We start from the raw sequence: 24695 nt of genomic DNA, 5'->3' as shown, positions 1-24695 counted from the left end.
ATTAATGATTCGGCAAACAAGATTCAAACTATTCATGCGGGACTGGTCATATTTTTTAAATGTTTTCCACCAATTCTTTTACCAGCGGCGGACCACGATAAATAAAACCGGAATAAATTTGGACCAATTGAGCCCCGGCGTCTATCTTCTCGCGCGCGGCCATGGCCGAATCAATGCCCCCTACCCCAATGATGGGCAGCTTGCCCGCCAGTCGACCGGCCAAATAACGAATGACCTCGGTGCTCTTGCTCTGCAGCGGGCGGCCACTCAAGCCACCGGCCTCGATGGCATGGGGCATGTCGAAGATCATCTCACGATCCAGGGTGGTATTGGTGGCGATCACCCCGTCGATGCCGTTCTTAATCAAGGAGTCGGCGATCTGATCTATTTCGTCGTGAGTAAGATCCGGAGCGATCTTTACCGCCAGAGGAACGTATTTATTATGTTTCTCTGCCAACTCGGTCTGCCGAGCCTTGAGGGCGGCCAGCAATTCGTCCAGTGCCTCACCGTACTGCAATTTACGCAGATCCGGCGTGTTGGGTGAAGAAATATTGATCGCAATATAACCGGCATAGGCATATACCTTGTCCATGCAGATCAAATAATCGTCTTTACCCTGCTCGATGGGCGTATCTTTATTTTTGCCGATATTGATCCCCAGGATCCCTTTATAGCGGCTCTTTTTTACCTGCTCGACCAGATGATCCACACCCTTGTTATTAAAGCCCATGCGATTGATGATGCCTTGCGCCGGGATCACCCGGAATAGGCGCGGCTTATCATTGCCAGGTTGCGGCCTGGGGGTGACGGTCCCCACTTCGATAAAGCCAAAGCCCATGGCGCCGAAGGCATCGATACATTCGCCATCCTTGTCCAGGCCGGCGGCCAGACCCACGGGATTGTCAAAGGTCAGCCCCATGACCTGCACGGGACGACTGGGAACGCGCTGACGAAAGAAGCAGTCCAGGGGCGTATTGGCCAGCCAGGAGAGTTGTTTGATGGTCAGCTCATGGGCCACTTCCGGATCAAGCTTGAACAGGCAGTGACGGGCCAGTGAGTAAAACATGTCGGCTCCTTAACAGTGGGGATCATAACGTTTGCCCTGTGCCGCGCGCAGGCAGACGGCATAAAAAAAGCGGGCACATGGTAGCGACATTTGCCCGCCTTTGCATCCATCCAGGAGATCAGGTCAACCGCTCCAGATCAAGAAAGCTGTGATTATCTTCCGTGGTGAGACGAAAGCGACCGCGGATCCCGTAGCTGGTCACGAAGGGCCGCAGCCGCTCGGCAGGCAACTCCAGCCGCAGCCCCTGTTCGCTCATCACCGACAACCGCTTGGCCTGTCCACGGTAGTACGGCAGTATCTGCTCGGCGGTCAGGTTAAGCACAAAGGTGTAATGAAGCATGACCTATCGGGCCGCGCCCGCCTCCTTCAATCTCATAGGCTCAAGGCCCGCTCGATCTTCTCGAACAGGTCTCGCGCCAGATCCGGCAGGCCGGCCAGGCGCTGTAGCGTTTGACGCACCAACTGCTGGCGATCGGCATCCAGCCGCTGGAACTGAATGAGCGGTGTGATCAGCCGTGATGCCACCTGGGGATTGGTGCGGTTCAGTTCGGTGAGGATCTCCGCCAGGAAGGCATAACCGGAACCGTTTTTGGCATGGAAGGCCACCGGATTGGCGGCACAGAAGGTACCCACCAAGGCCCGGGTTCGGTTGGGATTGCTGAGGCTGAAACTGGGGTGGCTCAACAGGCTGCGCACCTTGGTCAAGGCATCAACCGGGGTCTGGGCCTGCAGACGGAACCAGTTGTCCATCACCAGGCCATCTTGTTGCCACTGGCTTTCAAACTCGCCCATCAGGGTATCCCGACAGGGCAGCTGAGCCTGGTTGGCGGCCTGCAGCGCCGCCAGGCGCAGGGTCATGCCGGTCTGCTCACGCCACTGGCCTCGCACCAGCTCGTCGCCGAGCACAGGATCCGCCAGACTCAGCAGTAACAGACAGACACCGGCCAAGGCCCGCTGACCGACGGCTTCGGCAGACAGGCCTTCCCAGCCTTGCTGACAGGCACGGTAGGTGGACAACAGCGCAGGCTGCATCGCGGTGGCCAGCGACTGCAACAACTGCTGCCGTGCCTGATGCAGCAGATCCACGTCCACCTGCGCGAAGGTTTCCAGCAGGCTGCTTTCGCTAGGCAGGCTCAGGATCTCGGCGCGCAGCGCCGCATCCAGTTGGCTATCCAACAGCACCTGCTGCAGGGCCAGGGCCAAGGTCTCCGGGACGGCCGGCGACTGGTGCTGCGCCAGTTGCGGCACGGCATCATGGATCCACTGCTGCACCAGGCGCTGGGCCGCATCCCAGCGGCTGTAGTCGTTGTGGGCATGCCCCAGCAACAGGGTAAGTTGCTCTGAGGTGAAGGGATAATCCAACCGCACCGGGGCGGAGAATTCCTGCAGCAGGGCCGGCGTCGGCCGCTGAGCGATGCCGGTAAATTCGAAGGTCTGCTGGGCTTGCTGGACATCCAGCACCCGATCCACCGGCTGCCCGTCCGAGGAGATCACAGCGCCCTGGCAGTCGTAAAGCGCCAGGCTCAAGGGAATATGCAACGGCAGCTTCTCGGCCTGACGGGGGGTGGGCGGCGTAGCTTGACTGACCTGCAGGCGATAAATCTGCCGCTGGGCATCATATTCGTCCCGTACCGTCAGCACAGGCGTGCCGGCCTGGCTGTACCAGCGACGGAACTGCTTGAGATCCCGGCCGGAGGCCTCCTCCATGGCGCAGACAAAGTCCTCGCAGGTGGCCGCCTGACCATCGTGACGCCCCAGATAGCATCGCATCCCGGCCTGGAAGGCCGCCTCACCCAACAGGGTATGCAGCATGCGAATGACTTCCGCGCCTTTCTCGTAGACCGTCAGGGTGTAGAAGTTATTCATCTCGATCACCACATCCGGGCGGATGGGATGGGCCATGGGGCCGGCATCTTCGGCAAACTGGGCCCCCTGCACCAGGCGCGCATTGCGGATCCGGTTCAGACCGCGGGAACCCACGTCGGAGGAGAACTCCTGATCCCGAAAGACCGTCAGGCCTTCCTTGAGGCTGAGCTGGAACCAGTCGCGGCAGGTCACCCGGTTGCCGGTCCAGTTGTGGAAATATTCATGACCGATCACCCGCTCTATGTCGAAGTAATCGGTGTCGGTGGCGGTTTGGGGATTGGCCAGCACAAACTTGGCGTTGAAGACATTGAGCCCCTTGTTCTCCATGGCGCCCATGTTGAAGAAATCCACCGCGACTATCATGTAGATGTCCAGATCGTACTCCAGACCAAAGCGTGACTCGTCCCAGGCCATGGACTTCTTCAGACTCTCCATGGCATGGCCGGCGCGGTCCAGATTGCCCTTGTCCACATACAGCTCCAGCGCCACCTGACGCCCGCTTTGGGTGGTGAAGCTGTCTTGCAACACGTCGAAGTCGCCGGCCACCAGGGCAAACAGATAGCAGGGTTTCGGGAAGGGATCCTGCCAGCTGACCCAATGCCGGCCATCGGCCAGGGTGCCGCTGCCGGTGCGGTTACCGTTGGACAGCAGGAAGGGAAAGCGGGTCGCGTCGGCACTGATCCGGGTGGAGAAGCGCGCCAGCACATCCGGGCGGTCCAGATAATAGGTGATGCGGCGGAAGCCCTCGGCCTCACACTGGGTACAGAAGGCGGAACCCGACTGGTAGAGACCCTCCAGCGCCGTGTTGCCAGCCGGATCGATCTGCGTCTCTATGGTCAGCACAAACTCTGCAGGCAGCTGGCTCAGGGTCAGCTTGCCGGGCTCGGCCAGGTAGGCACTCCAGGGCTGGCCGTTCACCGCCACCTTGCACAGGGTGAGATCCTCGCCGTCCAGCACCAGGGGTTCGTAGTGGTCGCCGTTGCGGCGCACCTGGCTGATGGCCACCACCCGGGTGGCGTTATCCTGCAGATCCACATCCAGATTGATGCTGTCGATCCAGTACAGCGGCGGCTGATAATCGAGACGGTATTTTTCCTGACGAGAAGGCAACTGGGTCATGGAATTCCCTCTAGGTAAGATGAAGCAACAAGGCTAGCGTTATCAGTTAATTATCTTCTTAATCACCGTCAGTGCCAAATAGCAAAGGGCTATACGGCGGCCCAGCGGCGCAAAATCTCGGGGTTCAGGTAGAAAAAAGGCGACCCAGGGGTCGCCTTTTTCAGCACATCTTGCGCTAATGATGGCTCAGCGTCACCAGATCTGCCGTGATGTTCCCGGCTTCGTCCAGATAACCGTCTGGAAACTCGATATCCGTTGGCACATCATCCAGGGATTTGACCACCGGCTTGCCCAGGCGCTGCAACCGCTCGTTGGTGCGTGCCAGCAGGCGGGCGTCCAGGGCATCGCGCTCCTTGAGACGGGCCTGCTCGTTCAGGGAGATGCGGGTCTTCTGCTTCTCTTCCTGATACCACTGGATGTCCTGTTGCACGTAGCGGAACTCGGGATCCTTGGCCACCCGGCTGTCGTGTCGCTTCTGCAGGGATGACAGCAGTGCGCTGTAGTCCCCCAGACGCTGGTAACCGGCCGGATCTATGCTGTCCCACGGCAGGGCGTTGAGTTCGACGCTCTCGCCGGTCTCCTTTGGATCTATGATAGCCGGGAAGGCGATGTCCGGTACTACCCCCTTGTTCTGGGTGCTGCCGCCGTTGATGCGGTAGAACTTGGCGATGGTGTACTGCACGTGGCCCAAGGGATGGTCGAAGAAGTCATACACCTTGCCCAGGGCTCTGTGCTGTTGCACCGTCCCCTTGCCGAAGGAGTTCTCCCCCAGGATCAGGGCGCGGCCATAGTCCTTCAAGGCAGCGGCGAAGATCTCGGAGGCGGAGGCGCTGTAGCGATCGATCAGCACCGTCATGGGACCGTCGTAATAGATCTTGTTGTCGTCGTCCTCGTTGACCGAGACCCGCCCCATGGCATCGCGGATCTGCACCACGGGCCCGGAGGTCATAAACAGGCCGGTGAGATCCGTGGCTTCGGTCAGAGCCCCGCCCCCGTTGCCACGCAGGTCGATCAGCAGACCCTGAATACCTTCGGCCTTGAGCTTGTCCAGCTCCTTGATCACATCCAGGTGCAGGTTGACATAGAAGCTGGGCACCTCAATGACGCCAATCTTCTTGCCTTCGGCGGTGATCACCTTGGACTTGGCGGCTCTGTCTTCCAGACGCACCTTGTCGCGCTGCAGTTCGATGACCTGGGTCTGGTTGCTGGCGCCCTTGCCACGCTGGATCTCCAGGCGGACCTTGGTGCCCTTGGGACCCTTGATGAGGTCCACCACATCATCCAGTCGCCAACCGACGATGTCCACCATGCTGCCCTCTTCCTGGCCGACCCCGGTGATCTTGTCATCGGGCTTGATCTGCTTGGAGAGATCCGCCGGACCGCCCGGCACCAGGGAGCGCACCACGGTGAAATCATCGTCCGCCTGCAGCACGGCACCAATCCCCTCGAGGGAGAGGTTCATCTCACTGTTGAAGCGGTCGGCATTGCGGGGCGACAGATAGCTGGTATGGGGCTCGATACCGCGGGAGAAGGCGGTCATCAGGGTCTGGAACACATCCTCGCTTTCACTCTGGGTCAGCCGCTTGATGGCGTTGTTATAGCGCTTGCCCAGCAGCTCCTTGATCTCCGGCCACTGTTTGCCCGTCAGCTTGAGGCTGAGCGCCTCTGCCTTCACCTTCAGCCGCCACAGGGCGTCCAGCTCCGCCTGATCCTTGGGCCAGGGCTCCTTGCTGCGATCAAACTGATACTCCTCGTCACCATCGAAGGTCATGGGGGTATCCAGCAGGGAGAGCGCATAGGCGTAACGCTCATAGCGCCGCTTGAGGTTTAGGTTGTAGATGTCGTAGGCCGGGCCCAACTCGCCGGCGCTCAGGGCATCATCCAGGCGGGTGCGGTACGGGGCAAAGCTGGCGATGTCGGCCTGGGTGAAGATGTTGCGGTTGTAATCCAGGCTCTCCAGATAGAGATCGAAGATCTGATTGGAGAAGGCATCGTTCAGGTCAAACCGCTTGTAATGGCTACGGGTAAACAGCGCGGTGATCCGTTTGCTGGCGGTGGCATGCTGCTCTTCCTGCACCAAGTTGGGCAATTTGGAGGCTTCAATGGTAGGTGTAACCGCCAGTGTCATCCCGCAAGACAACAGGCCGGCAGCCAACAGGGACACACGGATCAGACGCTGTCTCAAGGGCTTACTCCCAAGGGTTAAAGAACGATTCGCTCGACATTGACTCTGACAAGCATTCCGCTGGCCAGTTCCACCTGCACGTCATCGCGGGTCACTTCCTTGATGGTGGCCGGCACCGGTGCCTTGCCCACCACGACCTTCACCTGCTGACCGTTCTTCAGGGTCGCCGGATCCAGCTTGGGCCGCGCCTCGCGACGGGGCTTGGCAGGCTTCTTTTCCTTGGTGTTGACGCGACGGCTGGCAAACACCTTGTCCTTGCTCTCCTTCAGAGCCTGCTTGGCGTGCTCCACATGCTCCTCGGTGAGGGCCTCGCCCGGGTTGCCGTCCAGATCGACACGAAACTCACCCGGCTTGATGCCGTGCAGGTAACGCCAGCTGGAGGTGTATTGACGCAGGGCGGTACGCAGCATGGTCTTGGAGACCTTGGGATCGTCCGCCAGACGTTCGGCCAGATCCTGAAAGATGCCAATCTTCAGGGGTTTTGCTTCCCCTTCGGCGATGAAACAGGCGGGGAAACGTTCTGCGAGGTAGGCGATCAGCTCTTTGCTGCTCTTAAGCTTTTCGTTGTTGTCCATTGATAACCTTGGATGATGAAAATGGGGCTCCGGCCCAGGGTAACTCAGCGGCCTATTATAAGGAGGGCGCACCTAATTGCGAGCAGCTTGCCTGACTCCAGTCCAAATTTTCCAACAATTTGACCAGTTCCGATAAGCCGGCTTCATCCTCGGCAGAAAAGCGGTTTAAGGACGGACTGTCAATATCCAGTACCGCCATCACCTGCCCCTGGGCGAAGATGGGTAAAACGATTTCAGCATTGCTGGCCGCATCGCAGGCAATATGGCCAGCAAACTCATGCACATTGGCCACTCTTTGTACCTGACCGCTTGCGGCGGCGGTGCCACACACGCCCTGGCCCAGGGGGATACGCAGGCAGGCCGGTTTGCCCTGGAAGGGACCCAACACCAGGATCTCAGGGCTGCGTCGCAGGTAAAAGCCCACCCAGTTCAGATCCGGCAGGCAGAGATTGAGCAGTGCGCTGATATTGGACAGGTTGGCCACCAGATCCGGTTCATCCTGTGTCAAGGCGCGGGCCTGGGCGCAGAGGCTGGTGTAAAAATCTGACATTTTTATCCCGTGTGTAACGATTCCTAAGGGACATTACCTTAATGGGCCGACCGGACCGAGGCAATCCCCCGATGGATGTCTTATCGTCGAACGGTCACGCCGTGCTCTAAGCGCAAGCAGCCGCTGCCGATTACCCTGCGCCGCGCCCTTATCACCCTAGCGCAAAAACTGGCGGCGTCGAAAACCGCGACTACACTTTGGAGTGTTGACTTAGTTCACCTGAATTTCCATCTGAGCTCGTTATGAGCTCATTCCCCTGAACCAGGTACAAGGATTTCGTACCTGGTCTTTTTTTATGTGCTGCTGACCGTGATGAGTTCAATCTGCGCCTGGCTCAACCGGGCGCGCGACTCGTCCGGGATGCGATCATCGGTGATCACAGTGGTGATCTGCTTCAAAGGGCCAATCACCCCCGGGTGCACCCGGCCAAACTTGCTGGCATCCGTGATGACGATGGTGGCTTGCCCCTTGGCCAGGATGCAGTTGGCCACGTCGGCCCGCATCATGTTGCGGTTGGTGAAACCGCAGTCCGGCCGAAACCCATCCACGCCGATAAAGGCCTTGCTGAAGAACACGTGCTCGATACACAGTCGGGTCAAGGGGCCCACCAGGCTCTCGCTGGTGGCCTGATACTGGCCGCCTAGCAGCACCACCTCGGCCTTGGCCTGCCGTAGCTGATGGGCGATATAGGAACTGGGGGTGATGATGGCAACGTCACTGCGCTCTCCCAACAGCTTGGCCAGCATGACGTTGGCACTGCCCCCCTCCACCAGCACGGTTTCCCCCGGTTCGACCATGCCGGCGGCGCACTGGGCCAGCCGCTGCTTGATCTTGCCATGCACCCAGAGCCTGTGGTCGGGATCATCGCTGTCTATGGTGGTGGCGGCACCGTGGATCCGGCGCAAGAAACCGTCTTTTTCAAGTTGGGTGAGATCCTGGCGAATGGTGACCTCGGAGACCTCGAGCCGGCTGGCCAGCTCCACCACACTGATGCGGCCGGTCTCATTGACCAGCTCGAGGATGATGGCATGTCTTGGATGCATGATGATTGTGCTGCTCTTCTGTTCCCGCGTCCCCAACGGACGAGCTGATGCTACCCCATGGGGGGGAGCTTGGGCAGCCATGGGCAGCAAAAGTGTGGCCTCAGCAGGGCCTGGCCAGCCGCAGCGCGGCTGTTACCACCGCAGAAACGACAAGAGCACCTGCAGGTGCTCTTGTGTTGATGGCGAACGGTTCGTCCTGGCTTAGACCGCCTCAAGGCGGGTGGACAGCACGGCCCGCGCCTCGGTCAGCCCTTGGCTCTGGGCATCCGGCCCCATGTTCAGGGCCTGAGCATAGGCGACGGAGACCTGAGTCAGACCCACGAAGCCCAGCACCGTCTTGAGGTGGGTCAGGGCCAGATCGGTGGCCTGATCCTTATGCACCCCACCTGTGGTGGTGACGATCAGCACCGGCTTGTCGGTCAGCAGCCCCTGGGGGCCGGTTTCCGTGTAGGTGAAGGTGATGCCGGCCCGGCAGATGAGATCGATCCAGCTCTTGAGCTGGCTGGGCATGCCGAAGTTGTACATGGGCAAGCCGATGATCACCATGTCGGCCGCCTGGATTTCGTCGATCAGCGACTGGGAGATGGCTCGGACTTCTTGCTGGGCGGCGGTCAACTCACCTTGACCCGCCAGGGCACCCAACACGGTACCGTCCAGCACCGGCAGGGGCTGCGCCCCCAGATCCCGCTCCACCAGCTCATCCTGGTGACCGGCCGTTTGCCGCCCGGCCAGAAATTCGCCGATCAGCTTGGAAGATTGAGAATAGGCCCCGAGAATGCTGGACTTCACTACAAGAATTTTAGCCATTTGCTGCTCCTGAGATGATGAGAGCCCTTGCAAGTCGGGCCACCTGGGCACTATAGACATCGCAAGATCGAAAAGTAAGCGCAATAAATCACGTTATCCTTCCTAATTTATCGAATGATCGACCACCTCACCACGGCCGCAAACGCTTGCGTTTGCCTTGGCAGGGTCCGGCGAAATCGTTATGATGCGCCGGATTTTCATCGCCTGGCATGTCGTTAATCTGGGGCCAGGTCTTGTTTGCCGGATCTTGTCGCTGTCGCACCCGAATGGAGAAATGCTCATGCTCGGAACCCCCTACTCTCCCGCCGCCACCCGTGCTCTGCTGCTTGGTTCAGGCGAGCTGGGCAAGGAAGTGGCCATCGAATTGCAACGCCTCGGGGTGGAGGTGATCGCCGTGGACCGCTATGCCAAGGCCCCCGCCATGCAGGTGGCCCACCGTAGTCACGTGATCAACATGCTGGATCCCGTGGCCCTGCGGGACCTGATCCAGCAGGAACAACCCCACTTCATCATTCCGGAAATCGAAGCCATTGCCACCGAGACCCTGGTGGCGCTGGAAGCCGAAGGCCATAAGGTCGTGCCCACCGCCCAGGCCACCCGCCTGACCATGGACCGGGAAGGCATTCGCCGCCTGGCCGGGGAAACCCTGGGACTGCCCACCTCCCCCTACCGTTTCGCCGATAACGAAGCGGATTACCAGGCGGCGGTACAGGCCATCGGCCTGCCCTGCGTGATCAAGCCGGTGATGAGCTCCTCCGGCAAGGGGCAGAGCGTCATCCGCCGGGCCGAGCAGATCGACAGCGCCTGGCACTATGCCCAGGAGGGCGGTCGGGCCGGGCGTGGCCGGGTCATCATCGAAGGATTCGTGCCCTTCGATTACGAGATCACCCTGCTGACGGTGCAGGCGGTGGACGGCCTGCACTTCTGTCCGCCCATCGGCCACCGCCAGGAGGATGGGGACTACCGCGAGTCCTGGCAACCCCAGGCCATGAGCGAGACCGTCTGGCACAAGGCGTGTGAGATTGCCGGCAAGGTGGTCAGCGCCCTGGGGGGGTACGGCCTGTTTGGGGTCGAGCTGTTTATCAAGGGCGACGAGGTCTACTTCAGCGAAGTCTCACCCCGCCCCCACGATACCGGCATGGTGACCCTGATCTCCCAGGACCTGTCCGAATTCGCCCTGCACGTGCGGGCCATTCTCGGTCTGCCCATCGGCCGGATCACCCAGTACGGCCCGTCCGCCTCCGCCGTAGTGCTGCGTGAGGGACACTCCAGCAACCTGCGCTATGCCGGGGTGGCCGAGGCCCTGGCCCTGGTGCCCGGAGCCCAGTTGCGGCTGTTCGGCAAGCCCGAGATTGCCGGCCGGCGCCGCCTGGGGGTCGCCCTGGCCCGAGCCACCGAGGTGGCCGCAGCGGTCGATCTGGCCAAGCAGGTGGCGGCACGGGTTGAGGTTCAGTTTGACTGACGGATGGGAACGGACGAGCCGCAGATAAAAAATGGGCGCCTGAAGGGCGCCTAAATTTTGTAAGGATGGCTTGTTGTTGTGACTCTGCCGACTTAGTCGATAGACGCAGTGTCCTCCTTCTTCGCCCGCTTGCAAATGGCCATAATCCCAAGCGTGATATGGCTAGCGCTTTTACCCGGGCGGCGCCCTAAACTTGCGAAACCCCTCACGCTTTGAGGCAAAAAAAACGGCTCCCGCAGGAGCCGTTTTCGCCGTGATGACTTAACCGCGCCGGGCCTGAATGGCCGCCGCCAGTTGACGCAGCAGCGCCTCGGTGTCGCTCCAGCCGATGCAGGCATCCGTGATGCTTTGGCCATACTTGGGGCACTGACCGTCCACCAGATCCTGACGCCCCTCTTCCAGATGGCTCTCCACCATGACGCCAAAGATGGCCTGACTGCCCTGGGCCAACTGGCCGCACACATCGGCACAGACATCCATCTGCTTCTTGTACTGCTTGGAGCTGTTGGCATGGCTGAAGTCCACCATCACCCGTTGCGGCAGACCGGCCTTGGCCAGATCCTGGGTGACGGCAGCCACATCGGCCGCGCTGTAGTTGGGGGCCCGGCCACCGCGCAGAATGATGTGGCAATCCGGGTTACCGGCGGTGCGCACTATGGCGGAGTGACCGAACTTGGTGACGGACAGGAAGCAGTGAGAGGCCCCGGCGGCCTTGATGGCATCCACCGCCACCTGGGTGGTGCCGTCGGTGCCGTTCTTGAAGCCCACCGGGCAAGAGAGGCCGGAGGCCAGCTCACGGTGTACCTGGGACTCTGTGGTCCGGGCACCGATGGCCCCCCAGCTCATCAGATCCGCCACGTACTGCGGGGTGATCATGTCGAGGAATTCGCTGGCGGTGGGCATGCCCAGCTCGTTGAGATCCAGCAGCAGCTTGCGGCCGATGCGCAGGCCGTCGTTGATGCGGAAGCTGCCGTCGAGGAAGGGGTCGTTGATCAGGCCTTTCCAGCCCACAGTGGTGCGGGGCTTCTCGAAATAGACCCGCATGACGATTTCCAGCTCGCCCTTGAGCTCGTTGCGCAGGGCCAGCAACCGCTGGCCGTATTCCATGGCGGCCTTGGGATCGTGAATGGAGCAAGGACCGATGATCACCACCAGGCGATCATCCTCACCCGCCAGGATGTTGTGGATGGCTTGACGGGATTCAAAAACCGTAGTGGACGCCGTTTCGGTGGCCGGGTACTTCTCCAGCACCGCTACCGGCGGCAGCAACTGGTTGATCTCTTTGATTCGAACGTCATCGGTTTGGTAATGCATACTGGTACTTCCCGTCGAAGAGGTGAAATGCCGTCATCCTGGCGGCTTGAGTGAACAAGTGAGCTGCACAATCTAGTGGCAAGCTCCATCCGGTGTCAACGACCAATCCCAATGACCCTCATGGCCATTTAGGGTCGTCACCACCCGGGCCATGGCGTACAATGTGCGTCTTGTAATCCTTCCCTCTCTTTTTCACGGGCCAGACCTTGCGATTTGATGAACTGACGCTCCACAAGCGCCTGCAGGATGCCATAGGGCACCTGGGCTTTACCCAGACCACAGAAATACAGCAACAGGCCATCCCGCTGATCCTGGCCGGCCAAGACGTGGCCGCCTCTTCGCGGACCGGCTCGGGCAAGACCCTCGCCTTCCTGCTGCCCATGGTGCATCGGCTGCTGACCCAGCGCAGCCTGACGCCTCGCGGGCCCCGGGCCCTGATCCTGACCCCCACCCGGGAGTTGGCCAAGCAGGTCTATGCCCAGCTGCGGCTGCTGGTTGCCGGCAGCAATCTCAAGGCCGGTCTGATCCTGGGGGGGGAGAACTACAACGATCAGGTCAAGCTGCTGGCGCGGGATCCCCAGATCCTGGTGGGGACGCCGGGCCGCATCGCCAACCATCACGAACAGGGTGCCCTGCACCTGGGTGGCGTGGAGCTGTTGATCCTGGACGAGGCGGATCGCATGCTGGATCTGGGCTTTGCCAAGGAGCTGGGTCAGATCAACGAGGCGGCCAATCACCGGCTGCGCCAGAGCCTGATGTTCTCCGCCACCCTGGCCCACACCCAGTTTGAGGCCCTGACCGAACACCTGCTCAAGGCGCCCAAGCGCATCACGGTCGGCCAGGAGCAGCAGCTGCACGCCGACATCCGCCAGCGCTTCTTGCTGTGTGATCACCTGGACCACAAGCAGGCCCTGCTGGCCCGCCTGCTGCAGGACGAGGCCTATGAGCAGGCCATCGTCTTCACCGCCACCCGCAGCGATACCGAGCGCCTGGCCCTGTGGTGCCAGCAATGGGGGCTGACCGCGGTGGCCCTCTCCGGTGAACTCAAGCAAAGCGAGCGCAATGCCATCATGGATGGCTTTGCCCGCGGCCATTACCGGGTGCTGTTCACCACCGACATCGCCTCCCGCGGCCTGGATCTGCTGCATGTCTCCTTGGTGATCAACTTCGACATGCCCAAGGCCCCCCAGGAATATGTACACCGTGTCGGCCGGACCGGCCGCGCCGGCGCCAAGGGCGATGCCCTCTCCCTGGTGGGTCCCAAGGATTGGGCCAGCTTCCAGGCGGTACTGCGCCTGCTGGGGCTCGACCCGTCGGGCTGCGAGTTTATGCAACTTCCCGGGCTTGAACCGCGCTTCACCGGCCTCAAGGAGCGCAAGCCGCGGCCCCAGTCCCCCGCCAAACCGCGCAAACCACAGCGCCAGGCCAAACCCCATAAACCGGCGGCGGCAGAGCCGCCGCTGGCCATGGGCCAGTCTGACCGGCCGCTGCGCGCCCCCCGCCCGGATGAAGACAGGGGCGGCTTTGCCCCGGTGCGGCGCAAGCGGGATTAAACGCCCGCCTCGCCTGTCACAACAAAACGGCCTCCCGGTGGTAACGCCACGGGAGGCCGTTTTATTTTAGGGTTTATGGCTCAGTCGGTGGCCAGTCGGACCCGGTTCTTGCCCGCCCGCTTGGCGACATACATGGCCGCATCGGCGCTGGCCACCAAGGCGTCCACATCCCGCATCTGGTGAGGCCAGTAGAGGGCCACGCCTATGCTGGTGGTCAGGTGCACCTGACCCGCGGCCAGATAGAAATCAGCCGCCATGGCCTGGCAGATCTGCTCCCCTATCATCAATGCCTCGTCCGGGGCGGCATGCAGGTTTTCCAGCACCAGGGTGAACTCATCCCCTCCCAGGCGGTAGAGGCGGTCCACCTCCCGTACCTGACGGCGTATGCGCAGGGCGAACTCCCGCAATACGTCGTCGCCCGCATCGTGCCCCAGCCGATCGTTCACCCCCTTGAAGCCGTCCAGATCCATAAACAGCACGGCCAGCGGCAGACCGGAGCGATCCGCGCGCGCCATGGCATCGGGCAGTTGGCTCAGCATGGCCCGCCGGTTGGGTAGCCCGGTGAGGACATCCTGCAATGCCAATTGCTGCAGTGCCTCTTCGAGCTGCTTGCTGGCGCTGATATCCAGGGTCAAGAGGTAGAAACCCCGCACCTGGCCCAGTTCGTCACGATCTGGGATATAGGTGGACTGCAGGTGTTGTACCTCCCCATTGCGCTGGTGCAACCGTTCAAACTTTTGCACCTCACCGGCGAGGGCCTCGTGCACATAGGGCGCCATGGCTGCCATCTCTGCCCCATCGAACAATTCATCCAACCGCTTACCCTGCATCTGGGCCGCGCTCCAGCCATACCAAGCCTCATAGGTGGCATTGCTGAAGCGGTAGCACTGCTGTTGGTCAATATAGGCGATCAGCGCCGGCAGGTTATTGGTGATGGTCTCCAGGCGTCGTTGGCTGGCCAGCAGGGCCTCCCGCTGCCGAACCAGCTCGCTGATGTCGGTGAGGATCAGGTTGATCCGACTCAGGGCACCGGCGGGGGTCAGCCAGCCCACCAGGTGCACCCAGACGCCGACCCCAGCCCGGGTCTGGATCAGGGCCTCGGCGCTGTGGGTCAGATCGTCGGTCGCATCGACGGACTCCCGCTGCAGACGACGCTGGATCCAGGCCATCTCAGCGGCGGGCAGGAGGTCAGCCGGCAGGGGGCGGGCCAGCCGCTCGTCACTGGTCCAGCCAAACAGCTGTTCGGCGCGATGATTCCAGCTGATCACCTGACCCTGGGCATCCAGACTGATATAGACATTGGTGGCATGCTGCAAGATGGAATGCAGCTCCTCGGTGCGACTCAGCACCTGTTGCTCCAACCTGGTATTCAGATCGGCTAATGCCTGCCGCTGTGCCTGCTGGTTGCGCTGCATCTGCCGCAGCGCACGTGACAACAGCCAGACCTCATGATAGCCGGCCACCAGGGGCACGGCGTCGGCCTTGGGGTGTTCGATGGCTGCGGCCAGCGTGCCCAAGGGGCCGGTGAGGCGGTGGGAGAGGACGACGGCCAACCAGATCAGCAGGCCCATGGCGAACATGCTCACCAGGAGGATGTCATCCCGCAGCTTCGTCAGTTCGCGGAGGGCCACCGAGGCCGGGCGCCGGACTATGATGTACCAGTCCGGGATCTGCAGGCCGCCCTGGGCCTGCATCACCAGTACCTCGGTGAACCAGGGCTCATGCTGAGAGTCCCAGGGGATCGGCTCGGTGCGGTTATCATCTGCCAGCAGCCGATGAACCAGCGAGGTCTGCAGATGGGTCTCCCTGCTCGGGCGCGAACTCACCACTATGCCGCCGTCAGCATCAATGAGGAACAACTCGGTCTGGTTCGGGTCCGAGGTGTGGCTGAGGATGCCGTTACCGAGCCAACTCAGGCTTTCCATATCGATACCGACCATCAAGCCTCCTCCGCCGGGCAACTCAGGGGTCGGCAGATACAGCTGCAACTCCTGCCAACTGTCATCGCTGGCCAGCTTGGGCGGTTCGGCCAGCCACTCTTCCATGGGGCCCAGCACACCAGGCTGGCTGCGATTGCGCCAGTGCGCGAGGCGCTGTCCCCGCAAGATGGCGTGGGAGGCGTGCAGCACCTGCCCCTGAGCGTTGAGGCGCACCAGCCACAGCAGATCGGGATTATTGCGACGCACAAAAGCGTAGAGGTTGTCGTCTTGCCCTGGGGCCTCCCCCTGCTCCAGCAGCAGGTTGGCCAGCACGGTCAGATCATTGAGTCGCTCCGACAGGCGCAGATCCAGCCCATCCTGAAACAATTGCCCGGTCTGGCGCAGGTCTGCCAGGATGTGAAGGCGCGCCCGCTTGTCCATGAAGTCGCCGATGAGCCCTATGGTGAGCAATAACGGCAGCAAGGCACTGCACAGTACCCCTATCAGCATCCAGCTACGCAGACTGGGTAGATGTTTGAGATCGAAACGCATAGGCGGCCTGTTGTTCTCCATACTTACCCAAAGCATATGGCATAACCCACAGCTGTCATCCGCAACGGTCCAAGGAGTGACGCAGGGCACACCGGAGGTCGGCATGTATGGCACATTTCAATGCCCGGGACGGGCCTTCGTGGTGGGGGATCTCCATGGTTGTCTGCCGGCCTTGCGCCGGGCGCTGCACCGGGTGGACTTCACTCCCGACCGCGGTGATCTTCTGCTGAGCGTCGGTGATCTGGTGGACCGGGGCCCCAATAGCCTGGCCTGCCTGCAGCTGCTGACCTGTCCCTGGTTTCATGCCGTCATGGGCAATCACGAGCGCATGCTACTGGATGCCCTGCGGGGATACGATCCCGCGGCCATGGCGCTGTGGCAATACAACGGCGGCACCTGGTGGCGGGCGCTATCCGCCGCCCAGCGGCGAAACCTGCTTGCCTGGTTACCGCGCATCGCCGCCCTCCCCCTGGCGTTGGAGTGCCGGCTCGCTGACGGGGCTCGGGTCGGCCTGGTGCATGGCGATCCTGTGGTGCTGACCTGGCCTGAACTGCGGCGGAAACTGCTGACGCAACCGGACCCTGATTTTTGCCAGCAGCTGCTCTGGCAGCGCAACCGACTGCGTCGCGTCATGGCCGAGCCCGACTACCAGCCCAGGATGCAGGGCCTGGATCTGCTCTGCCTGGGACATACCCCCCTGCCTGCGCCGTTAAAGCGCGGCAACCTGTTGTGGCTGGATACCGGCGCCTACCTGGGTGGACCCTTGAGTCTGCTGCCGGTGCGCGACTGGTTGTAGGCCTGCCCAGGCTTGCTCGCGTCTGCGCCCTGCACAATAATGCCCCCTCAGACACGAGGCCCCCATGACCGCATTACCCTTTCTCGCCGGCTATCCCGACAGCCTGCTCCACCAGGTGCGCAGCCTGATCGACCAGGACCGCCTGGGACCCTGGCTGCGCCAAAAATATCCGCCGGATCATCACGCCATTCAGAGTGACAAGGCGCTGTTTGGTTACGTGCAGGCCCTCAAGCAGCAATACATGAAGAGTGCACCGCCCTTGAGCGGCGTCAGCTACGACAGCAAGATCAACCTGGTCAAACACGCCCTGGGGCTGCACCTGAGCCACAGCCGGGTACAGGGCAGCCGGCTGAAGAGCAAGTCCAGCATCCAGATCGCCAGCCTGTTTCGCGAGGCCCCGGCCCCCTTCCTGCGCATGATCGCCGTCCATGAGCTGGCCCACCTGCGGCACAAGGAGCACGACAAGGCCTTCTATCAGCTCTGCTGTCACATGGAACCCGATTACCACCAGCTGGAGCTGGATCTGCGGCTCTACCTGACCCAGCAGAGTCTGGAGCGCGGCCAATGAGCTGGGCCTTTGGTGCCACGGATCGCCAACTGTGGCGCATCGCCCTACCCATGCTGATCTCCAACCTCAGCGTCCCCCTGTTGGGGTTGGTGGATACCGCCGTGGTGGGCCATCTGGCCGCGCCCCATTACCTGGCCGGCGTGGCCCTGGGCACCACAGCCACCAATTTCGTCTTCATGCTGTTGCTGTTCCTGCGCATGGCCACCACGGGCCGCACCGCCCAGGCCAAGGGCGCCGGCGATCGGCTCGCCATCCTCAAGGCCCTGGCCCAGCCCCTGGCCCTGGCCCTGCTGGCCGGCGGCCTGCTGAGCGTCTTGAGTCCCTTGATCATCCCCCTGCTGCTGCAGATCAGCGGCGCCGAGCCCCAGGTGCAGCAACAGGCGGCTGTCTATCTGCAGTGGCGTTGGTGGGCGGCGCCGGCGGCGCTGGCGAACCTGGCCATCAACGGTTGGCTGCTGGGGCTGGAGCGGCTGAGGGGGCCCGTCCTGCTGCTCATCCTGGGCAACGTCTGCAACATAGTGCTCGATCTGTATCTGGTGGTGGGGCTGGGGCATCAGGTGGCGGGGGTGGCGCAGGCCACCTTGCTGGCCGACTATCTGATGCTGCTGGCCGGCCTGCTGCTGGTGCGCCGCGAGCTGGCCCGGCGAGGCTTTCGGCTTTGGCAACTGTTGCCCCAGGTTCGCGGCGAGCTGGCGCCGCTGCTGCGACTCAACCGGGATCTGCTGATCCGCTCCTTGCTGCTGCAGGGCTGTTTTGCCAGCCTCACCGTGCTGGGGGGCCGGCTGGGCAGCGACTATCTGGCGGCCAACGCCCTGCTGCTGAACCTGCTCACCCTGAGCGCCTTCGCCCTGGATGCCCTGGCCTATGGGGTGGAGATCAAGTGCGGCCAGGCCCTGGGTGCCCGGCGACTCGATCGGCTGCAGGCTTACTGGCGGGCGGCCTGTCGGCAAGGGGCCATGGTGGCACTGGGGTTGGGGATGGCCTACCTGCTGTGGGGCCACCACCTCCTCGCCCTGCTGACCGATCAGCCGGCGCTGCTGGCCCTGGCCCAGAGTTACCTGCCCTGGCACTGGTGCCTGCCGCTGATCGGGGTCTGGAGCTACCTGTGGGATGGCCTCTTCGTGGCCGCCACCGATGGCCGGGCCATGCGCAACAGCCTGCTGCTGGCCACCCTGGGCTTTGCCCTGGCCTTGCTCACCCTGCCCTGGTTGGGCAATCATGCCCTCTGGCTGGCCATGAGCCTGTTCCTGGCCCTGCGAGCCCTGACCCTGGCCTGGATCTGGCGATATCGGCATCATGCTGGCCGCGCCTTGCTCCCGGACCCCGCGCTGTCGCGCGCCAACTAGATTTTGCTGAGCCCACAACGCAACAGGCCACCCTAGGGTGGCCTGTTTGCTAGCTGTGACTCGCGCCTTATGCCGACGGATTGCCGGATTGCGGGCGACGGCGACGTGGGCGATTGCCGGCGGGCTTGTCCGCCTGATTGCCGGTGGCGGGCTTGGCCTGGGCGTTGCGGCCCTGGGTCTGACCCTGGGGCTTGTTGCCGGCACCTTGGGGACGACGGCCCTGACCCTGGCCTTGGCGGCGGGGCGGCGGGCTCTTGCGCTCCGGCTGGCCCTGGCCCTGGGCGATGGCATCCAGGGTCAGCTTGTCCGGCTCGAAGCCCGGGATGATCTCCTTGGGCAGACTCTGCTTGATCAGCCTCTCGATCCCCCGCAGCAGCTTGCCCTCCTCGGCACACACCAGGGAGATGGCGTGGCCCGCGGCGCCGGCGCGGCCGGTACGGCCGATGCGGTGCACGTAATCTTCCGCCACGTTAGGCAGCTCGAAGTTCACCACCTGGGGCAGCTGATCGATGTCCAGACCCCGGGCGGCGATGTCGGTGGCCACCAGGGCGGTCAACTCGCCGGACTTGAAACCGGCCAGCGCCTTGGTCCGTGCCCCCTGGCTCTTGTTGCCATGAATGGCGGCCGCCTGGATACCCTCCTGGCAGAGCTTTTCCGCCAGCCGGTTGGCGATGTGCTTGGTGCGGGTGAACACCAGCACCTGCTCCCAGCCGTGACGGCGGATCAGCTCGCACAACAAGGCCGGCTTGCGGCCCTTGTCCACCGGGTGGACCAGCTGTTCTATGCGCTCGGCGGTGCTGTTGCGCGGCGCCACCTCGATGGACAGGGGATCATTGAGCAGCCGAGTGGCCAGCTCACGGATCTCGTCGGCGAAGGTGGCGGAGAACAACAGGTTCTGCCGCTTGGCCGGCAGCAGGGCCAGCACCCGGCGGATGTCGTGGATGAAGCCCATGTCCAGCATGCGGTCTGCTTCATCCAGCACCAAGACTTCCAGCTGGTCGAAGCGCACCGCATTCTGCTGATAGAGATCCAGCAGACGGCCCGGGCAGGCCACCAGGACATCCAGCCCCTTGCGCAGCATCATCATCTGGGGGTTGATCCCCACCCCGCCAAACACCACACCGGAGCGCAGGGAGAGGTACTTGCCATAGTTGCGCACGCTCTCTTCCACCTGGGCCGCCAGCTCGCGGGTCGGCGCCAGGATCAGGGCGCGCACCTGGTTGGGCTTGACCCGCGGGCCGCCGGCCAGGCGCTGCAACAGGGGCAGGGTAAAGCCGGCGGTCTTGCCGGTCCCTGTCTGGGCCGCCGCCATCAGATCCCGACCGGCCAGCACGGCGGGGATCGCCTGGGCCTGAATGGGAGAGGGTTCGCTGTAGCCCTGTTCGCTGACGGCGCGCAGCAAGGCCGGGGAAAGTCCGAGGGAGGAAAAACTCATAAACACCTTTTAGGATGCGGGCAACCGCAACGACGATGGGCTCTTTAAAGAGGCGGGAGCTTACCCCCTTTAGCCGGGCATGACGAGCAGAATGTGAGGCGGATCCGTGTTTTTACAGCAAGCTGGCACGTTTCTAGCCTCGGACTTGTGGATTTTCTCTGGGGTGCCGGTTTGCCGCAACTTTCCGGTGCCGTTTTCCACAATTTGTGGTGATTCAAGCAAAGGTGATGTCTGCCATGTCCGACTGTCTGTGCAACAAACCCGATCGCTACGTCAGCTTCGACGGTATTGATTGCGACCAAAATGCCGCCCAGCTGATGCAATTTTTACTCACTCACCTGGCCGATCCGGCCAAGTGCAATGCCTTCTGGACCTACTTCCTCAACAAGCGGCGGCCGGCTTCGGGCCCGGTACCCGATGATCTCTTCCTGATCCACAGCCACCTCAATCAGCTGCGGGAGTTTTTCGAGGAACACGAGGACGAGGTCGCCATGCAGCTGTTGGAGAAGCTTGAGCTGGAGTGCTGCTAGGCCGCTTACCTTGTTGCCCGGGGCGAGCTGGGCTAACCTAGTCGCCCCGTGTCATGGTTTATGACACCCGTTGGCAACAAGGAGCCTAACATGCGCAAGACCCCTCTTCCCCACCAACATGGCCGCGGTCAGGTGACCGACAATGCCCTGGCCGCCCTGGTGACCGATCCCCTGTTTCGCAGTCGCGTCGAGCAAAACCACAAGGGCAAGGGCAGCTACCGCCGGCACGCCAAGCATAAGACCGGGGAATGGTCAGCCCAGCTCAGTCTCGTCGCCTGATCTGCGCTGACCCGTCCTCGCGAGAATACCCATGCGCCTGCTCTGCTCCTGCCTGCTTGCCCTGAGTCTGCCTGCCCTGGCCACCACACAACTGACCCTGCCCGATGGCCGGGAAGTGGTCTTGGAAGACGATTTTACCTGGCACTACCTGCTGACCATGCCGGCCCAGGATGGCAGCCAGGCTCCGCAGCTCAGTCAGCAGGCCCTGGCCGAGCCGGCCCTGCTGGGCCAAAGCAGTGCCCAGGGGGTGACGGTGGCCCTGGTGGGACGCATCCAGGAGCCCGGCCGCCAGCGGCTCAAGCTCCAGGTGCACAACCTGCAAGCCGGCAGCGTGGTGCAGGTAGAAGGACGAGTGCGCTTCTATTCGGCCAAGGGCGTCCAGCTGGGTGAGGCGCCGCTGCGGCTGTGGCAATCCACTTACCGTCTGCCGGAGACCTATCTGCGGCAGGGCGATGAGAAAAGTTACACCACCGACTGGCTGAGCTTGCCGGCCGGGGAAGCCAATCCCCTGCTGCAGCTGCAGGTGCTGGAGGTCAACCGCCGCTCCTGATCCGCTGTCGCTGATATTACGTTAAATCGCCTCCCAAGAATGACTCATGGGGGCTAACTTATGATGTCATGCAGCCCATCAGGCAACCGTCACCACGTTAGGCAATAGGTTTTATCACAAGGATTGCGTTCAGCTGGCGGTAGAGAACAAGATGATGATGAATCCCCCCCACCCCGGTGAACTATTAGATGAGAATATCAATGCCTTAGGACTGACCATCGAAGAGGCCGCCCTGCGGCTAGGCGTGTCTTGCGAGGAACTCGCCAACGTAGCGAAGCTGCAAGCGGCTATCAGCGCCGATCTGGCCCTTCGCCTGGAAATGGCCGGTATGAGCACAGCACAATGCTGGCTTCGCATGCAGATCAACTACGACCTGGCCCAGGCCAAGAGACAACTCCCTAGGCAAGTCAGGGCATTGTGCTGAGTGAACATCAAACAAAAACGGCGCATCAGCGCCGTTTTTGTTGTTAGGTGTCTTTAGGTGACGGCTACTGGAACTGATTGATCAGCCACGCCAGCCGCTCCCGCGGCAGCTTGTTGTCGTCAAAGAAGTTCTGCATCCGCAAGAAGGTGATGCCGTCGTAGCCGGGATTGCGCCCCAGGGCACCAGCGATCTGCTGCCAGCCCTGCTCGCCATACAATTCGCCCGCCAGGGCATTCTCCCCCATCAGCGACACCCCCACCTCGTGGGCCGCATCGGCAAACCAGCTCACCAGATCCGCGGCCCGGGAATAGCCCTCGTAATCCTTGTTGATCATCTCTAGACAGGTGAAGTGCACCACCACCCGGCCGCGATGCTCGGGGGCGATCAGCCCCTCCAGCAGCCGCACGTATTCCCGCTGGTTGTGGGGACCCAAGGCCGGATGGGGGGCGATGAGGCCGGCGGTGATCTCCGCCACCCGCGGGCTGGCCGGATCGCTGATCTCCCAATGGATGCCGGGGATCTTGATGCCGATGGGCACGGCCTTCAGCGGCGAGTCGCCAAACAGCGCCAGGGCCCCTTCGAGGATCTGCCGGCCATGGCGGATGAGGGAGCCCTGATACCAGCTGAGGAACTCCCGCCCCCAGGCCGAATAGACGTACTGCTTGTTGTCGAACAGGCTGTCCGCCAACGGCATGGGCACCGCCTCCAGACGGCGGTACTGACTGCCGAAGGCGTAGTTGAGCGCCTCCACCGTGCCGAACTTGGTCTGCAGGTGACGACGCCAATCCTGCTGCGCCAGCGGGCTGTAGCACTGCAAGGTACCGCGGTTGGGGTAGTTGCCCCAGTCATGGGCATTGTAGCTGGGGAAGCGCAGCTCCCCCGCCGGTCCCAGGCTGATGTTGATCTCGTCTATCATGCCGGCGCGATCGGCATAATGGGCGGCGAAGGCGGTCATGAAGTTGAGATAAAACGGCGTGACGTACGGATCGGCCCACAGAGAGACATACTCCATGGAGGCGTCACCTGTCTCACTGACGTACTGCAGATCCCGCACCGATTCCAGCTCGGGATGGCGCTGCAGCAGTATGCCCCACAGCCACAGGGGAATGGTCTGCATATAGTCGTCGTTGACGTTGCCCCCCGCCTGGTGGAACGACAGTATGGGCACCCAATGCATCTCCTGCTCTGCCAGCACCGCCACCAGGCGATCGTAATAACTCCAATCGAACTGGCCGGGCTGCCGCCCCTCCACCAGACCCCACCACAGGTCCGTGGAGACGGCGGTAACCCCCAAGCGCCGCAGCTGGCGAAGTTGCTGGGCAAAGGATAACCAGTCCTCCTCCTCCACCATCTGCCGCTGATTGGCCACCTTGAGGTGCAGGGGACCCATGACGCGAAACTGTTTGCTGGCCAGTTGCGGCACCTGCCCCTGGGCATGCTTGAGCCGCGCCAGCTGGCGCAGGCGGGATTGGCCCTGCTCGGCGCTGGCCATCAGGCTCGGCAGATCCCCCAACAGCCAACCACGGAAGGGGCCCTGGCGCAGCACCGCCTGGATCAGGCGGTCCCACTGGGGATGATCCTGCAGTGCCTCAGCAGCGCGGCATTCGGCCATCAGCGCAATGCCCTGGGCCTCGGCGGCGGCGATCCAGGCCTGCACCAAGGGGCTGGCTGGCTGACCGTGGGCCGGAGCCACCCCGGGGAGCAGCAGGGTCAACTCCGCCGTCCCCAGCTGCGCCTTGAGCCCCGCCAGCAAGGGCGCGGGATCGGCGGAGGCGCCCGGCCCCTGCAGACCGGCGATAAGTCCGGGCGGCAAGGGAACCGTCTCACTGAGTCGCGGCAGGCTACCGCACAGCCGCAGCCCCAACTTGATCCGCCAGGGTTGGGTGAAGGTCTGGCGGGCCAGGGCCAGGATCTGGCAGCCGTACTCCTGCAAGGAACCGCGATACCAGGCGAAGAACTCCTGCCAGGCTGGGCCATCGGGTTGCTCCAGCAGCCACAACAGCAGCTGGCGCCGGTCGGCGACATGGCTTACTCCCCTGTCAGTGGGGTAACCCCAATGCTGACACCAGGCCAGCTCGCTGCCGTGGCGCAGCAGTTGGGTTCTATGTAGATCCGCCAGGGCCAGCTCGCTGAAACAGGGCAACACCCGGGCCGGCTCGCCGGGTTCATAACGGCCCAGCCAGGGATAGCGCCACTCCCCGTCCGGGCCCAGGCCGAAGAGGATCTGCTGCACGGCCCCCGCCTGGCTGGAGAGATGCAAGGCCATGCCCTGAAGGAATTGCCGATAAAACGGCAGTGTGACTTCCTTGGCCCACAAGGAGAGCGCGGCTATGGTGTCCCGGCCGTACTGATCCAGGTATTTCAGGCTGTCGATGGGAAAATGATCCGGCAAGGCTTGCTGCAACTGCCCCCACAGCCAATCGGGCAGCAGGGTCAGGGCGCTGGGCTGGTTGAGGCCACTGGCCACGAAGGCCACCTCCGCCACTATCTTCAGGCCCTGGCTGTGGATCTGGGTAAACAACCGCTGATAACCGGCCCAGCTGGCGGCCTCGTTGGCCTGCTCCGGTGCAAAGGGCGCGATCCAGCGCCAGTGGATGGGCACCACCAGGGCATCCACCCCCTGCCGGCGCAGTTGCTGTAGCTGATCCAACCACAAGGCGGTCTGTTCGGCGCTGGCCGGTAACTGCACCAGACGACGGGTGGATTCGGTATCCAGGTAGACCCAGGACTGCAAGGGGCCGGTGTGGGCGGACATA

At 62.5% G+C, this 24695-nt stretch carries 21 protein-coding genes; 9 read left to right on the top strand and 12 right to left on the bottom strand.

The annotated features are described in order from the left end of the window. Window positions 1-55: 55 nt before the first annotated feature. The 8 genes from pyrD to ABHF91_RS08460 form a co-directional block, all read right to left on the bottom strand. A complete protein-coding gene (gene pyrD, locus ABHF91_RS08495; protein ID WP_409423025.1) occupies window positions 56-1066 on the bottom strand; it encodes a quinone-dependent dihydroorotate dehydrogenase in 1011 nt (336 codons plus the stop codon). A gap of 118 nt (window positions 1067-1184) precedes the next feature. Then, the gene (locus ABHF91_RS08490) at window positions 1185-1406 is read right to left on the bottom strand and encodes a DUF2835 domain-containing protein (protein ID WP_409423024.1); all 222 of its coding nucleotides are present in this window, start codon (window positions 1404-1406) and stop codon (window positions 1185-1187) included. Between the two features lie 32 nt (window positions 1407-1438). Beyond that, a complete protein-coding gene (pepN, locus tag ABHF91_RS08485; protein WP_409423023.1) occupies window positions 1439-4051 on the bottom strand; it encodes an aminopeptidase N in 2613 nt (870 codons plus the stop codon). 175 nt (window positions 4052-4226) lie between these two features. Beyond that, window positions 4227-6236 (bottom strand): carboxy terminal-processing peptidase, encoded by a 2010-nt coding sequence (gene prc, locus ABHF91_RS08480; RefSeq protein ID WP_409423022.1) that lies wholly within the window; start codon window positions 6234-6236, stop codon window positions 4227-4229. A gap of 17 nt (window positions 6237-6253) precedes the next feature. Next, window positions 6254-6811, bottom strand: a complete 558-nt coding sequence (gene proQ / locus ABHF91_RS08475; protein ID WP_409423021.1) for an RNA chaperone ProQ — start codon at window positions 6809-6811, stop codon at window positions 6254-6256. 55 nt (window positions 6812-6866) lie between these two features. After that, window positions 6867-7361 carry a GAF domain-containing protein gene (locus tag ABHF91_RS08470; protein WP_409423020.1) on the bottom strand — a complete coding sequence of 165 codons (495 nt, stop codon included), beginning with the start codon at window positions 7359-7361 and terminating at the stop codon, window positions 6867-6869. Between the two features lie 293 nt (window positions 7362-7654). Further along, complete coding sequence (locus tag ABHF91_RS08465) at window positions 7655-8404, bottom strand: DNA-binding transcriptional regulator YciT (protein ID WP_409423019.1); 750 nt, start codon at window positions 8402-8404, stop codon at window positions 7655-7657. 201 nt (window positions 8405-8605) lie between these two features. After that, window positions 8606-9211, bottom strand: coding sequence for an FMN-dependent NADH-azoreductase (locus tag ABHF91_RS08460; RefSeq protein WP_409423018.1), 606 nt, complete (start codon window positions 9209-9211; stop codon window positions 8606-8608). A gap of 280 nt (window positions 9212-9491) precedes the next feature. Here ABHF91_RS08460 and purT point away from each other — a divergent pair, with 280 nt between their 5' ends. Next, window positions 9492-10673: a formate-dependent phosphoribosylglycinamide formyltransferase gene (purT, locus tag ABHF91_RS08455; protein ID WP_409423017.1), complete on the top strand. Its 1182-nt coding sequence runs from the start codon at window positions 9492-9494 to the stop codon at window positions 10671-10673. Window positions 10674-10934: 261 nt separating this feature from the next. Here the strand turns inward: purT and aroG are convergent, their stop codons facing one another. Next, window positions 10935-11987 (bottom strand): 3-deoxy-7-phosphoheptulonate synthase AroG, encoded by a 1053-nt coding sequence (gene aroG / locus ABHF91_RS08450; protein WP_409423016.1) that lies wholly within the window; start codon window positions 11985-11987, stop codon window positions 10935-10937. Window positions 11988-12193: 206 nt separating this feature from the next. Between aroG and ABHF91_RS08445 the strand changes: the two genes are divergently transcribed. After that, complete coding sequence (locus tag ABHF91_RS08445) at window positions 12194-13540, top strand: DEAD/DEAH box helicase (RefSeq protein ID WP_409423015.1); 1347 nt, start codon at window positions 12194-12196, stop codon at window positions 13538-13540. Window positions 13541-13620: 80 nt separating this feature from the next. Here ABHF91_RS08445 and ABHF91_RS08440 read toward each other — a convergent pair whose 3' ends face one another. Further along, entirely contained in the window at window positions 13621-16011 is a 2391-nt protein-coding gene (locus ABHF91_RS08440; RefSeq protein WP_409423014.1) for a diguanylate cyclase domain-containing protein, read from the bottom strand. 103 nt (window positions 16012-16114) lie between these two features. Here ABHF91_RS08440 and ABHF91_RS08435 point away from each other — a divergent pair, with 103 nt between their 5' ends. From ABHF91_RS08435 to dinF, 3 genes are all read left to right on the top strand, one after another. Continuing rightward, window positions 16115-16807, top strand: coding sequence for a metallophosphoesterase (locus ABHF91_RS08435; protein ID WP_409423013.1), 693 nt, complete (start codon window positions 16115-16117; stop codon window positions 16805-16807). A 64-nt stretch (window positions 16808-16871) separates the two neighbouring features. Beyond that, entirely contained in the window at window positions 16872-17375 is a 504-nt protein-coding gene (locus ABHF91_RS08430; RefSeq protein WP_409423012.1) for a M48 family metallopeptidase, read from the top strand. Next, window positions 17372-18721: an MATE family efflux transporter DinF gene (dinF, locus tag ABHF91_RS08425; RefSeq protein ID WP_409423011.1), complete on the top strand. Its 1350-nt coding sequence runs from the start codon at window positions 17372-17374 to the stop codon at window positions 18719-18721. The genes ABHF91_RS08430 and dinF overlap by 4 nt, the downstream gene beginning before the upstream one ends. A gap of 67 nt (window positions 18722-18788) precedes the next feature. Here dinF and ABHF91_RS08420 read toward each other — a convergent pair whose 3' ends face one another. After that, a complete protein-coding gene (locus ABHF91_RS08420) occupies window positions 18789-20156 on the bottom strand; it encodes a DEAD/DEAH box helicase (protein WP_409423010.1) in 1368 nt (455 codons plus the stop codon). 236 nt (window positions 20157-20392) lie between these two features. Between ABHF91_RS08420 and cowN the strand changes: the two genes are divergently transcribed. From cowN to ABHF91_RS08400, 4 genes are all read left to right on the top strand, one after another. Further along, window positions 20393-20686: a N(2)-fixation sustaining protein CowN gene (gene cowN / locus ABHF91_RS08415; protein ID WP_409423009.1), complete on the top strand. Its 294-nt coding sequence runs from the start codon at window positions 20393-20395 to the stop codon at window positions 20684-20686. Window positions 20687-20776: 90 nt separating this feature from the next. Then, the gene (locus ABHF91_RS08410; protein WP_409423008.1) at window positions 20777-20965 is read left to right on the top strand and encodes an alternative ribosome-rescue factor A; all 189 of its coding nucleotides are present in this window, start codon (window positions 20777-20779) and stop codon (window positions 20963-20965) included. A gap of 31 nt (window positions 20966-20996) precedes the next feature. Next, on the top strand, window positions 20997-21515 hold the full coding sequence (locus ABHF91_RS08405) for a DUF3157 family protein (protein WP_409423007.1): 519 nt from the start codon (window positions 20997-20999) through the stop codon (window positions 21513-21515). A gap of 151 nt (window positions 21516-21666) precedes the next feature. Then, window positions 21667-21939, top strand: coding sequence for a HigA family addiction module antitoxin (locus tag ABHF91_RS08400; RefSeq protein ID WP_409423006.1), 273 nt, complete (start codon window positions 21667-21669; stop codon window positions 21937-21939). A gap of 64 nt (window positions 21940-22003) precedes the next feature. On the opposite strand, the gene ABHF91_RS08395 is transcribed toward ABHF91_RS08400, so the two are convergent. Continuing rightward, window positions 22004-24694: a family 14 glycosylhydrolase gene (locus ABHF91_RS08395; RefSeq protein ID WP_409423005.1), complete on the bottom strand. Its 2691-nt coding sequence runs from the start codon at window positions 24692-24694 to the stop codon at window positions 22004-22006. Between the last annotated feature and the right edge of the window lies 1 nt (window position 24695).

The organism is Pseudaeromonas aegiceratis (assembly GCF_046254905.1).
GTDB classification, from domain to species: Bacteria; Pseudomonadota; Gammaproteobacteria; order Enterobacterales; family Aeromonadaceae; genus Pseudaeromonas; species Pseudaeromonas aegiceratis.
Note: the sequence above shows the minus strand (reverse complement) of the source record. Positions and strands in the feature narration are given on the sequence as shown.